Here is a 12,779-nt window from a genome sequence, read left to right on the forward strand (position 1 = left end):
ATATCGATAGCTGGGGGAGATCCTAAAGAGCGAGGCTGGGCGGTGCAAGCCTTAAAGCGCCGCGCCAGCACATCAAGCCGGAGGCGTCATGACCGTCACGGATGAAAAGAGCAGGCCGGAGCCTGCTCTTTGAAAACAACCAGACAACACCGCTCAGACTCTGGCCTGATGCACGAAACAGGTGCCAAGCTGGGCGTGGATGGCCTGCATCACATTGTGGCGGTTGATGACCCCAAGCAGGCGCCCCTCCTCCACCACAGGATAGATCTTGGGCTTTTGACCCATCATCATCTCCGCCAGATCCAGGATGCTGGTGTCGGGGCCGACTGCCAGCACCTCCTTGCGCATCACATCCCTGACCTGAGCCACCTGCTCACAGTGGTAGGCCTCTTTCAACATGACGGCAATGCAATCCTGCTCGGAGACCCAGCCAATCAAATGTCCCTGGCTGTCCACTACGGGGCCGCCCAACTGATGACTGTTGAGAAATTTTTCCACCGCCGCCTGTACCATCATCTCTGCGCTGAAGGTGATGGGCTTGGTCTGCATGTAGTCCTTTGCCTTGAGTGATTCCATGACGCTTTCCCCCAACGAGCCTCCCGAGGGGAGGCAAGAGCCGGGCACTATGTCCGGCTCACTCCAAGCATAGTCCGCATGGATCAGGAGATGGATTGCAGCAAGAGCAAGAGCTCGTTCTGGCTGTGGCAGTCGGTCTTCTTGAACACCCCTTTCAGGGTGGAGCGCACGGTTTCCACCTTGACACCGCGCAGCTCCGCGATGTCGTTGCTGCTGTAACCCTTGCTCATCAGCACCAGCAGCTCCTTCTCGCCGATGGTGAGGGGATAGAGGCTGGCCAGCGCTTCGATGTCGGGGTTGAAGGCGTGCTCGGGGTCACGCAGCACCACTTCCACATAGCGTTCAAAGCGGCTGAGTCCGCTCATCAGGGTGCATTGGACCAGCAGCGGGCGCAGGTTAGGCTGACGGGGAATGGACATATAGGCGCTGGCGCCGGGCAGCAAATAGGCAAAGCCATTGAGGATCTCCTTGAGCTGGCGTTGCTGCTCCTTATTCTGCAAAGAGAAAATGCCATTGATGGCCCGCAATTCCACATTTTCATCGGCGATACGGTTGAAGGCCACATTGGAATAATGAATATGCCCCTTGTCGTCTATGATGGCGCTGGGCTTATTATGGTTTTTCACCAGCTGTTGCAACTGATAGTTCTGGGTTTCCAGGGCCAGCAGGTTCCAATAATGGTGGCTCCAGGCCGCCAGTCCGGAATAGATTTCCGAGAGCGAGGTGAGGTCGCGACTGCTGAAATCATCTTGCGCTGCACCACGGTAACTGCACAGGCTGCTCAGCCCCCTCCCTTTCACCTGGCAGACGCCTCCGGCGGCGAATTGGGCGCCGAAACTTGCCAGCAGGCCCACCGAGCTTGAAATGCTGTTGGCGCTGACGATCCCCTTGCACCCTTTATCCAGGTAGTGGTTGAACCACACATCCTGGCGATGATGTTGCAGGTAAAACTGCTGCTGGGCCTCGGTCAGACCGCTGGAAAAAAGCTTTATTCCGTCGCTCTTGTCATCATCCCGCAATAAAAACAGGGATGAACTACAGGAAACGTCGGCGCGAAATTGGTCCACGACGAGCTTAATGTCAGAATCATTAATACCGCACTCGTATAACTGGCTGATATAGGGCGATATCCTTTCTTTCTCTAATGCCTTCACACCCGAACTCCTAATTCTTATTTTTATTGAAGAGGCATCTTACTCTGCAATGGGATAGTCGAAAAGTAGTCAAATGAACAAAGGGTTTATGATTTATTCATAAATAGTCATGAATATAGGCTCATGAATGAATATGGCCAAAAAGGGTAAATAGCCGCTCATGTTTTTCCTGGCGCTGGTCGCTTACCTCCCTGTTTTACCTCTTGATGTCTCACCACCCACTCGCCATCCCGGCCCCTCTTCCCCCCGAGATCACGCTTTTCAGTCTTGGGGTCATCTGCATCCACACCGATTCACATGTTGCATTTTAGTGACTTTGGTGTTTCCATTTTGAGCACCGGACGATATTGTATATACAATTCATCCCCTCAACGGAATTGAACCATGCGGATCACAAGGAGAGAAAATGGAACCTGAACACACGCTCACTGCACCGGCAGGATCAGGGGCCGGCATCAAGCTGCTGTTGGCCAGCCTGCTTGGCATCGCCATATTTTTTGTTCCCTTCGAGCTTGGCGGGCGCAGCACCATAGTGGTGGATCACCTGGCCGGCTTTCTGATTGCCCAGCGCCCCCTTGCCCTCACCCTCATTCTCTTGCTCATCGCCTATGGCGCCATCACCCCCTTGCTGGATGGCCGCTGGCGCGCCCGTCCCATCGACAGGGTATTGAGCCTGTTCAAGCTGCTCGGGCTGGCCCTGGCCATTTTGTATGTCACAGACTGGGGCCCTGCCTGGTTGATGACCCCGGATCGCCTCCCCTTCCTGTTCGATAAACTGGCCATGTCTGTGGGTCTCATCGTGCCTATCGGCGCCATGGCCCTGACCTTCCTGCTCGGTTTCGGCCTGCTGGAATTCATCGGGGTGCTGATGCAACCCGTGATGCGCCCCCTGTGGCGCACGCCGGGTCACTCCGCCATCGATGCGGTCGCCTCTTTCGTCGGCAGCTACTCGGTGGGCCTGCTCATCACCAACCGGGTCTTCCTCGCGGGCAAGTACACGGTGCGAGAAGCCGTCATCATCGCCACCGGCTTCTCCACCGTCTCGGCCGCCTTCATGATCATCGTGGCCAAGACCCTCAACCTGATGGGACACTGGAACTTCTACTTCTGGTCCACCCTAGTGATCACTTTCGTCATCACCGCCATCCTGGCGCGTGTTCCTCCCATCAGTCGCCTGGCTCACCATGGGGAGACCGACGAGCCTCTACCGGCTGGCATGAGCCGCTGGCAGGCGGCCCTCACCTGCGGCCTGACCCAGTCCCACCAGGCAGATCCCCTGCTGCGGCAATTGAAGGACAACCTCAGGGACGGTCTTCACATGGCCGCTGCCGTGGTGCCCACCATACTGTCCGTCGGTCTGCTGGGCCTGCTGCTGGCAAAGCACACCCCCCTGTTCGATCTGCTGGGCTGGCTGCTCTGGCCACTGACCTGGCTGCTGGATCTCGGCGAGCCGCTCGCCACCGCCAAGGCCCTCTCTGCCGGTCTGGCCGAGATGTTCCTGCCCGCCATCCTGCTCAAGGATGCCGACCTGCTGGTGCGCTATGTCACGGCCGTGGTTTCGGTCAGCTCGGTGCTCTTCTTCTCTGCCTCCATCCCCTGCATCATGGCCACCCGGATCCCGGTGAGCGTGGGACAGCTGGTGGTGATCTGGCTGCTGCGCACCCTGCTTGGCATCCTGCTGGCCGCCTTGTGCGGCAGGCTGGCGCTGGCCCTCGGCTGGCTCGGTTGACCAGGGCCCATAAAAAAACAAAGCGCCATCAGGCGCTTTGTTTTTATCGGGATTGTCTCAGGGGGCGATGACGGCGAACCGGCCGCTGTTGAAATCATCTATCGCCTGATGGATCTCTGCCTCGCTGTTCATGACAAAGGGGCCATAACCCACGATGGGTTCATCGATGGGCTCGCCACTAAGCAGCAACAAGCTGGCCTCGCCCTCCGCCTCCAGCATGAACTCCTCCCCGTTGGGATCGAGCAGCACCAGTTGTGCTTCGCCCGCGCGCTCCTGACCGTTGATAATGAGAGAGCCCTTGAGTACCACCAAGGCACTGTTCCATCCCGCTACCGCCGGCAGCACCACGCTGGCCCCGCCCTTGAGCCGCAAATCCCAGATGTTCATGGGCGAGAAGGTGCGGGCTGGCCCCTCTACCTCGCCTTGTTGCAACCCGGCATCGTTCCCGGCGATGATGCGCACCCGCACGTCGCCCTCCTTGAGGCTCAGTTGCGGGATGGTGTCGCTGGTGATGCCCTGATAACCGGGCGTCGACATCTTGTGTTTGGCGGGCAGGTTGACCCAGAGCTGCACCATGTCGAGGGTACCACCACGACGGGTGAACCCCTGGGAGTGGAATTCGTCGTGCATGATGCCGGCCGCGGCCGTCATCCACTGCACGTCTCCCGGACCGATGCTCCCCCCCTGGCCGGTCGAGTCGCGATGGGCGACCTCCCCTTCATAGACGATGGTGACCGTCTCGAAGCCACGGTGCGGGTGTTCCCCCACGCCCCGGGCATGATCGGCGGGCTCGAAATGTGCCGGGCCAGCCCTGTCCAGCAGCAGGAAGGGGCTCAAGGCGCGGCCATGGGTCTGATACGAGAACAGCGAGCGAACCGGGAATCCGTCGCCGACCCAGTGTTGTCGAGGGGCGCTGTAAATACCGATGACTCTTTTCATGATGCTCTCCTGGGTGATCGTCACGGGATGTGTCGTTGCTCGCATTGTGAGTCTGGAACGCTGCGTCCGGTAGACGTAAAATTTGCCATCAGCGTCCTATTTTGTGAACGATAACCCCATGCAACAGGATCTCAACGACCTCTATTTCTATGTCCAGGTGGTGGATCACGGGGGCTTTGCCCAGGCCGGCAGGGCCCTCGGCATGCCCAAATCGCGGCTCAGCCGCCGCATCGCCATGCTGGAAGAGCGACTCGGAGTACGCCTTATCCAGCGTTCCACCCGTAGCTTCACCGTCACCGAACTCGGGCAGGCTTATTACACCCGTTGCCGGGCCATGCTGGTGGAAGCCGATGCGGCACAGGATCTCATCGCCGCGACCCAGAGCGAGCCTTGCGGTCTGGTTCGCATCGCCTGCCCCATCGATCTGCTGCACGCCCACGTAGGGAGGATGCTGGTCTCTTTCGCCCTGGCCCATCCCAGCGTCAAGGTGCAGCTCGTCGGGGTCAACCGGGCGGTGGATCTGGTCGCGGAAGGGTTGGACATGGCGCTCAGGGTGCGACCACTGCCCCTGGAGGACAGCGATCTCGCCATGCGGGTGCTGGGTTATGCGACCCAGTGTCTGGTGGCAAGCCCGGCCCTTGTCGCGTCACTCGGCATGCCCCGGGCCCCCGCAGATCTGCTGTCATGGCCGAGCCTCGGTCACGGTGCCAGCCTGGAAGGCCATCACTGGACCCTGCTGGGCCCCGATGGGGCCCGAGTCAAACAGCACCACAGCCCCCGCTTTGCCACCACCGACATGCAGACATTGCGTCAGGGGGCGATCGACGGGCTCGGGGTCGTGCAACTGCCCACCATGATGATGAATGAGCCCCTGGCCGATGGCCGGCTGGTGCGTTTGCTCCCCGACTGGGCCCCGCGCCAGGAGGTGATCCACGCGGTCTTCCCCTCACGCCGTGGTCTGCTGCCTGCCATCCGCGCCCTCATCGATCATCTGGTCGAGGGCTTCTCCCCCCTGGGGCAGGCAAGTGCGCCGCCCCCGCCATGATCTGTGCATGGCCGTTCCCGGGGGTGCCGACATGCAAAAGGCCAGAGCTTGGCTCTGGCCTTTTCATTTTTCCCCTTCTCAGAGGAGGGGAAACGGATACGGGCAGGATCCTCAGAAGGGCATTTTGAAGCCCGGGGGCAGTTGCATGCCGCCGGTCAGCTCGCCCATCTTGGCCTTGTTCTGCTCTTCCACGCGGCGCACGGCGTCATTGACGGCGGCGGCGACCAGATCTTCCAGCATCTCCTTGTCATCTTCCATCAGGCTGGGATCGATCTCGATACGACGCACGCTGTGGCTGCCGGCCATGGTCACCTTGACCATGCCTGCGCCCGCCTCGCCGACCACTTCCATCTGGGCCAGCTGCTCTTGCATCTTCTGCATGCGCTCTTGCATCTGTTGGGCCTGTTTCATCAGGTTACCCATTCCACCTTTACCAAACATAGATCGTCTCTCGTCTTGAAATCCGGCATCCAGCGCCGGGCTGTGGGTTCATCTGCCCTAAGTGGGGGCAGCCAAAAGTCTTTTCAACCGGGGACAAACCCCGGCACGGTTTTTTCACCGCAATTCAGCGACTCAGTGGTTCGATGCTCTCGGGATGGAGCACGGCGCCGAAACGCTGCTGCAAGAATTGTACGTTGGGATCCGCCGCCAGATCCCGGCTCACCTGTTCACGCACCCCGAGATAGAGACGATGCTCTATCTCAAGCGGCGTCTCCCGCGCGGGATCCGAGCCCAGGGTCACATCGATGTGAACCGGGCCGCCCAGCTCGGGACCGATGATCTCGGCCAGATCGGCGCGGGCCTTGTCGCTCACCAGATGGCGCTGCTCGGGTTTGAGCAGCAGGGAGACCCGATTGCCTTCCCGGGTCATCACCGCGTTGATGGCCAGTTGACGCAGCCGACCCCCCACCCCGGTGCGGGCGATGAGCTCGGCCCAGGCGTCCCCGCAATTGACCAACAAGGACGAGGGGATCAGACGGGCGACCTCCCCCTCCTCCTCGGGTTGTTCGTCGCTCTCCAGCGCATCCCAGTCGATGGTCTCCATCAACGCAATGGCGGGCTGAGGCTCGCTGGCGACCACTGGAGGCGCGGCAGGTACCATAGCGACAACCGCAGGTGCCGCCGCATCCGCGCTGCCGGCGTCAGCGCCCAGATCCCAGGGCGGCAGATCTTCCTGCGAAGGAGATGCCATGGTGGCGGGAGCTGGCTGGGCGGAAGTCACTGCCCGCGTGGGCAACGGGGCACTGGCAAACCCCTCGTCAAACCCCTGATTCAGATACTCTTCGTAGTCACTGGCCCCCTCTTCATAGGCATCCAGAGGGGGCAGGTCGTCATACCCCGCTTGCATGGCAGATCCCTGCCCCGGTATCTCGGGCCGCGCCGCTGGTTGCACCTCGGCCTGGGGCGAAGTCGCGACGGCAGGCATCGCAGGGGCCGGTTTGGTCGCGGCCACGGGTTTGACGGGGGTGACCCGGGCGGGCGCGGCGTTTGCACTCTGCTCGCCACGCAGGCGGCTTCGCAGCAGATTGCGCTTGCCAAGCAGGCTCTGCATGCTGGAGGTCGAAGAGATGGTGACGTCTTCCCCTTGGACCTCAACCTGCTGCGTCTGCCCGGCGTCATCCGCCGCCAACGGCGCAGAGGCTAGCTCTGCTGCAGGCGGACTGGCGGGCACCACGGCCTCGTAGCCCATCCGTTCGGCCTCACGCAGCAGCTCATCCTGCTCGGCAAAGAGCGGATCCAGCACTGCGCCCTCCTCCGCCTTGGGTGAGGGGGCGACGTGCTCGGCCTCAAGGACCGATGCTGGCGCGGCGGGAGCCTGTGGTGCTGCACTGGCAGCCGGGGCCGGCTCAGCCCCCTGGGGCTTTCCCGGCAGGAGCGGCGCGCTTTCCCTCGCCGCCGCCATCACGCCGGAGTGCCCTGTCATGAGAGGTTGGGCCGCCAGGTTGGCGGGATGGACCACCTCGCGCCGGGGAGAGAAGGCCAGCATCCGCAGACAGGTCATCTCCAGTGCGGTGCGCCCGTCAGGGGCCCAGGGCAGATCCTTGCGCCCCCCCAGCACGATTTGATAGCAGAGCTGCACCTCTTCCGGGCTCATGGCTCCGGCAAGCTGCAGCAAGGCATCGGCATCCGCCCCCTGCTCCTGCACGCTCGCAGGCAGCAGTTGCGCCATGGCCACCCGGTGGAGCAAGGCTTCCAGCTCGGCGTGAAGCTGGTCGAAATCCGGCCCCAGGGTAGCAATCTCGGTGATCTTGGCCATGGTGGCCGGGGCATCCTGGCGCAGCACTGCCTCCAACAACTGGTGCAGGTGGTGATGATCGAGGGTCCCCAGCATGGCGAGCACGCTCTCCAGGCGCACGCTGCCGTTGCCGTGGGCCAACGCCTGATCGGTGAGGCTCAGGGCATCGCGCATGCTGCCGTCGGCCGCCTTGGCCAGGGCCAGCAGGGCGCGAGGCTCGAAGGGTTGACCCTCCTGGTCCAGCACCCATTCGAGCTGCCTGGCGATCTGGGTCTGATCCAGACTCTTGAGATGAAACTGCAGGCAGCGCGAGAGGATGGTGATGGGGAGCTTCTGCGGATCTGTGGTGGCCAGCAGGAATTTCACATAGGGGGGCGGCTCTTCCAGGGTTTTGAGCAGCGCATTGAAGCTGTGGCGCGACAGCATGTGCACTTCATCGATGAGGTACACCTTGAAACGACCACGGGCCGGACGGTACTGCACGTTGTCGAGCAGTTCGCGAGTGTCTTCCACCTTGGTGCGGGACGCCGCATCGATTTCCAGCAGATCGACGAAATTACCCTGATCGATCTCGCGGCAGGTATCGCACACACCGCACGGATGGCTGCTGATCCCCTGCTCGCAGTTGAGGCTCTTGGCCAGAATGCGGGCGATAGTGGTTTTGCCCACGCCGCGGGTCCCGCTCAGCAGGTAGGCATGGTGAAGCCGCCCCTGATCCAGGGCATTGGTCAGGGCAGTCAGCACATGTTGCTGGCCGACCACTTGTTCAAACGTATGGGGGCGCCATTTGCGCGCCAAAACCTGATAGCTCATAGATCTCGATGCTGGGAAACGAGGCATTGAGGCTGGATGCTAACACAAATGGAGGGCTGGCTGTATGGGGGATGCGCCGCCTTGGGAGGGATCGCTTGAATTTCAAACCGGTGCCCGTTCAGGCACCGGTTTGCGGCAGAAAGCAGGGTAACGAGGCCTGCCGCGCGAAGGGGCGATTTATGCCCCCGCGAGTTCCACCAGTGAGACCACCTTGACGCCGGCGGCGGTCAGGCGGGCATCACCGCCCAGGGACGGCAGGGAGATGATGAAAGCGGCATCCGCTACCTCACCGCCGGCGCGGCGGATGAGCTTGACGGTGGCATCGACGGTGCCGCCGGTGGCCAGCAGATCGTCCACCACCAGCACCTTGTCACCGGGCACGATGGCATCGGTGTGCAGTTGCAGGGTGTCAGTGCCGTACTCCAGTGCGTAGGACTCCTCGATGACGGCGCGGGGCAGCTTGCCCGGCTTGCGCACCGGCACGAACCCCAGCCCCATGGCGTAGGCAACCGGGGCGCCGAAGATGAAGCCACGGGCCTCGGTGCCGACAATCTTGGTGATGCCTTGATCACGGTAATGATCGGCCAGCAGATCGATGGTGGCCTTGAAGGCCTCGGCATTCTCGATCAGGCTGGTGATGTCGCGAAACAGAATGCCCGGCTTCGGATAGTCGGGAATGGTCTTGATGCTCGCTTCGATAAACTTCAGGGTTTCCGGATTCATTATTTGACCGCTTATTTTTTGAGCCCTGCCATGGCGGCGCACGGGGTCTCCGCCTGGGGGCAATAAAAAGGCCCGTCACGCAAAAATGACGAGCCAACTCCATAGCATTATTGCCGCGATAGCTTAGGGATTTCACTTCTTCATTGCAACCGGCTCCAGCACCGGCAGACGCATCAACCAGGTGAGCAGGATCACCATTATGACAACCAGCAGCCATCTCACCCAGGGCAATGGCACCACCAGCAGCGATACCGAAAACGAGATCAGGATGAAGATGATGGCGCGGCGTCTGGCATGACGGCGAATGCCGCGATACTGCTGCCAGTCGAGGATGGGGGGGCCAAACCAGGGATGCGCCAGCAACCAGCCATGAAAGCGGGGGGAGGAGCGCGCAAACAGCGCCGCCGCCAGCAACATGAAGGGGGTGGTCGGCAACAGGGGCAGGACTATCCCGACTATCCCGGTGGCGAAGGCAAGCCAGCCCAGGGCCATCAGACACCAGCGTTTCATGGGTACTCCTCTGCATGTATCTCTGCCTTTAGCCTAACAGAGTTGGCCCGAAAGCTGACAGCCTGGCCCAGTCTGCGGCCGTCGATGGGGGCCATCGAGTGGGCAGACGGCTGACAATCCCGGCCATTGCCACTACAATCTGCGCTCTTTTTTCTCCCCTTGTCTTCGGAAGCAGCTATGCGCGTTATTTTGGCCCCCATGCAGGGGGTGCTGGATCACCTGATGCGGGAGGTCCTCACCTCCGTCAATGATTACGACCTCTGCGTCAGTGAATTCATCCGGGTGGTCGATCAACTGCTGCCCGCCAAGGTCTTCCATCGCCTCTGCCCCGAGCTGAAACAGGATGGCAAGACCCGTGCAGGAACCCCGGTACGGGTGCAACTGCTGGGACAGCATCCGGAGTGGCTGGCAGAAAATGCCATCCGGGCCATCGAGCTCGGCTCTCCCGGGGTCGATCTCAACTTCGGCTGCCCTGCCCCCACGGTCAACAAGAGCAAGGGGGGCGCCGTGCTGCTCAAGGAACCCGAGACCGTCTATCGCATCGTCAAGGCGGTGCGGGAGGCCGTGCCTGCCCACCTGCCGGTGAGCGCCAAGATCCGCCTGGGATACGATGACAAGGATCTCTATCTGGACAACGCCCAGGCCGTCTATCAGGGGGGCGCCAACGAGCTGGCGGTGCATGCCCGCACCAAGCGCGAAGGCTACAAGGCGCCAGCCCACTGGGAGTACGTGGACGCCATCCGCCGCGCCCTGCCCATCCCCGTCACCGCCAACGGCGAGATCTGGAACCATGCCGATGCCCTGACCTGTGCCCGGGTGTCCGGTTGCGATGCCCTCATGGTGGGCCGGGGTGCCATCTCCCTGCCCAACCTGGCCAACGTGATGAAGACGGGGTGTGCCCACATGAGCTGGGCCGAGGTACTGCAACTGATGGTGACCTACACCGAGCAGGATCTGGCGAGCGACAAGGCCGACTACTACCCGAGCCGCATCAAGCAGTGGTTCTCCTACATAGTGCGGGAATACCCCCAGGCCGACGAGCTGTTTCGCCGCATCCGCACCATCAAGACCGCAGAGGAGATCCGCACCGCCCTCGAGCGCGAGTGCGCCTCACAGGCCTAGACTTGGCCGCCGCCCCGCGGCGCCCTATGATGAAGGCTCATTGACAGGAGGTCAGGATGCAGGGAGTGCCGGTCAACTTTACCCATCAGCACGACAGGGCCGATTTTCGCGCCCTGCCGGGGCAGCCTGCGACCGAGCTCTATCGCGCCCACATCCAGCACCACATCTTCGATCCCCATAGTCACGAGGGGTTTGGCCTCGGTGTCATCGAGTGCGGCGCCGAGCGCTTTCGCTATCGCGGCAGCCAGCTCCTGGCCGGTCCCGGCAGCCTGGTGCTGATGAACCCCGATGAGCTGCACACGGGCGAGTCAGCCTGCGAGCAGGGATGGCGCTATCGCATGCTCTACCTGCCCGCCGACCGGCTCGAGGCCATCAGCGGCGAGCGCGACTGGTATTTCACCGATGCCGTGCGAAGCGATCCGCGCACTGCCCCCGTCCTGCAGGCAGCCCTGGATGCCCTCTGGCACTGTGACAGCGAGCTCGCCGCCGACGGCCTGCTGCTAAGGGTGTGCGAGACCCTGCGCCCCCATGCCCGGACCCTGGCGGCCCCGCGCGAAGCGGCCCACCCTCTGGGCCGCGCTATCGACTATATGCAGGCCTGTTTCGCCCGCCCCATTACCCTGGCCGAGCTGGCCGGTTCGGTGAACCTCAGCCCCTACCACTTCCAGCGCAGCTTCAAGGCCCGCTTTCACGTCACCCCCCAGCAGATGTTGATGGCCATCCGCCTGCAGCGCGCCAAGGGGTGGCTGGCCTCCGGCCTGCCCGCAGCCGAGGTGGCCGCCGCCTGTGGTCTGGCCGATCAATCCCACCTCAACCGTGCCTTCCTGCGCCGCTATGGCACCACCCCGGTCCGCTACCAGAAACAGGTGCAGGCTGGCCGCTAAAGCGCAATCTGGTTCAATACGCCCCCCCTTCCCCCCTGCTAGGCTGGCCTCCTTCTTCTTTACCGGATATGAAACATGTTGATCGGAGTCCTGTTTGCCCTGCTGGCCGGCCTGATGTGGGGGCTCATCTTCGTCGCCCCCCTCTTGGTGGACGGCTATCCCCCCGCCCTGCTCGCGAGCGGCCGCTACCTCGCCTTCGGCCTCATCGTACTGCCGCTCGCCTGGCAGGCACGCAAACACCTGGCGGCCCTCTCGGCCAGCGACTGGCGAGAGGCCCTCGCCCTCACTCTGGTGGGGAACCTCCTTTACTACTTCTGCCTGTCGGGGGCCATCTTGCGCATCGGCTCGCCCCTGGCGGCCATGTTTATCGGCACCCTGCCGGTGGTGACGGCCCTGGCTGCCAACCGCCTCTATGGCGCACGGGACGGTCGCCTCTCCCGTACCCGGCTCTACCCGTCCCTGGTGCTGATGGGGGCCGGCCTCTATCTGGTCAACAGCGCCGAGCTCACCTGGCACACCGAGGCGCGCACCGAACAACTGCTTGGGCTCGCCCTGGCGATGGGCGCCGTGCTGTGCTGGACCTGGTATCCCCTGCGCAACGCCCGCTGGCTGCGCGAGCACCCGGGCCGCAGTCCGGCCGTCTGGGCCACCGCCCAGGGGCTGGTGACCCTGCCGGTGGCGCTCATAGCCTATCTCGGCAGCCTCGGCCATCTTGCCCTTAGCGCACCGGACTTTCCCCTGCCCTTCGGGCCGACGCCCCTGCGCTTCGTGCTGCTGATGGGGGCAGTGGGGCTCCTCTGCTCCTGGCTCGGCACCCTGTGCTGGAACGAAGCGAGCCAGCGCCTGCCGACCGTGCTGGTCGGGCCGCTCATCGTGTTCGAGACTCTGGCGGGGCTCTTGTACGCCTTTATGCTGCGCGGGATCATGCCCCCCATGAGTACCCTGGTGGGTGTCGTCTGTCTGGTGGCGGGAGTGCTCTACGTCATCACCGGCAAGCCGCAGCACCTGCCGGAAAAACCCGTCAAAGCACGGTTAACTTGACTCATGT

The 12,779-nt window shown here is 62.5% G+C and carries 12 protein-coding genes; 5 read left to right on the forward strand and 7 right to left on the reverse strand.

Annotation, left to right across the window (positions count from 1 at the left end; all coding sequences use genetic code 11):
- Window positions 1-153: 153 nt before the first annotated feature.
- Together AB5Y53_RS09400 and AB5Y53_RS09405 are read right to left on the reverse strand one after the other, a co-directional pair.
- Complete coding sequence (locus AB5Y53_RS09400; RefSeq protein WP_010674714.1) at window positions 154-576, reverse strand: CBS domain-containing protein; 423 nt, start codon at window positions 574-576, stop codon at window positions 154-156.
- An 83-nt stretch (window positions 577-659) separates the two neighbouring features.
- Complete coding sequence (locus AB5Y53_RS09405) at window positions 660-1,730, reverse strand: transcriptional regulator (protein WP_041215183.1); 1,071 nt, start codon at window positions 1,728-1,730, stop codon at window positions 660-662.
- Window positions 1,731-2,136: 406 nt separating this feature from the next.
- Between AB5Y53_RS09405 and AB5Y53_RS09410 the strand changes: the two genes are divergently transcribed.
- Entirely contained in the window at window positions 2,137-3,459 is a 1,323-nt protein-coding gene (locus tag AB5Y53_RS09410) for a YjiH family protein (RefSeq protein WP_368181799.1), read from the forward strand.
- A 57-nt stretch (window positions 3,460-3,516) separates the two neighbouring features.
- On the opposite strand, the gene AB5Y53_RS09415 is transcribed toward AB5Y53_RS09410, so the two are convergent.
- Window positions 3,517-4,398, reverse strand: a complete 882-nt coding sequence (locus AB5Y53_RS09415; RefSeq protein WP_368181803.1) for a pirin family protein — start codon at window positions 4,396-4,398, stop codon at window positions 3,517-3,519.
- Window positions 4,399-4,516: 118 nt separating this feature from the next.
- Between AB5Y53_RS09415 and AB5Y53_RS09420 the strand changes: the two genes are divergently transcribed.
- Window positions 4,517-5,443, forward strand: a complete 927-nt coding sequence (locus tag AB5Y53_RS09420; RefSeq protein ID WP_042863849.1) for a LysR family transcriptional regulator — start codon at window positions 4,517-4,519, stop codon at window positions 5,441-5,443.
- A gap of 111 nt (window positions 5,444-5,554) precedes the next feature.
- Here AB5Y53_RS09420 and AB5Y53_RS09425 read toward each other — a convergent pair whose 3' ends face one another.
- The 4 genes from AB5Y53_RS09425 to AB5Y53_RS09440 form a co-directional block, all read right to left on the reverse strand.
- Window positions 5,555-5,884 (reverse strand): YbaB/EbfC family nucleoid-associated protein, encoded by a 330-nt coding sequence (locus AB5Y53_RS09425; RefSeq protein WP_005301028.1) that lies wholly within the window; start codon window positions 5,882-5,884, stop codon window positions 5,555-5,557.
- Window positions 5,885-6,008: 124 nt separating this feature from the next.
- Window positions 6,009-8,492 (reverse strand): DNA polymerase III subunit gamma/tau, encoded by a 2,484-nt coding sequence (gene dnaX / locus AB5Y53_RS09430; protein ID WP_368181806.1) that lies wholly within the window; start codon window positions 8,490-8,492, stop codon window positions 6,009-6,011.
- Between the two features lie 177 nt (window positions 8,493-8,669).
- Complete coding sequence (gene apt, locus AB5Y53_RS09435; protein ID WP_010674707.1) at window positions 8,670-9,215, reverse strand: adenine phosphoribosyltransferase; 546 nt, start codon at window positions 9,213-9,215, stop codon at window positions 8,670-8,672.
- 132 nt (window positions 9,216-9,347) lie between these two features.
- A complete protein-coding gene (locus AB5Y53_RS09440; RefSeq protein ID WP_039039141.1) occupies window positions 9,348-9,725 on the reverse strand; it encodes a YbaN family protein in 378 nt (125 codons plus the stop codon).
- 177 nt (window positions 9,726-9,902) lie between these two features.
- Here AB5Y53_RS09440 and dusC point away from each other — a divergent pair, with 177 nt between their 5' ends.
- The 3 genes from dusC (at window position 9,903) to AB5Y53_RS09455 (ending at window position 12,772) form a co-directional block, all read left to right on the forward strand.
- Entirely contained in the window at window positions 9,903-10,847 is a 945-nt protein-coding gene (gene dusC / locus AB5Y53_RS09445; RefSeq protein WP_103243143.1) for a tRNA dihydrouridine(16) synthase DusC, read from the forward strand.
- Between the two features lie 56 nt (window positions 10,848-10,903).
- Window positions 10,904-11,731 (forward strand): AraC family ligand binding domain-containing protein, encoded by an 828-nt coding sequence (locus AB5Y53_RS09450; protein ID WP_368181809.1) that lies wholly within the window; start codon window positions 10,904-10,906, stop codon window positions 11,729-11,731.
- Between the two features lie 75 nt (window positions 11,732-11,806).
- Window positions 11,807-12,772: a DMT family transporter gene (locus AB5Y53_RS09455; protein ID WP_368181811.1), complete on the forward strand. Its 966-nt coding sequence runs from the start codon at window positions 11,807-11,809 to the stop codon at window positions 12,770-12,772.
- Window positions 12,773-12,779 lie beyond the last annotated feature (7 nt).

Source organism: Aeromonas sp. R7-5 (assembly GCF_040908015.1).
Taxonomy (GTDB): Bacteria; Pseudomonadota; Gammaproteobacteria; order Enterobacterales; family Aeromonadaceae; genus Aeromonas; species Aeromonas caviae.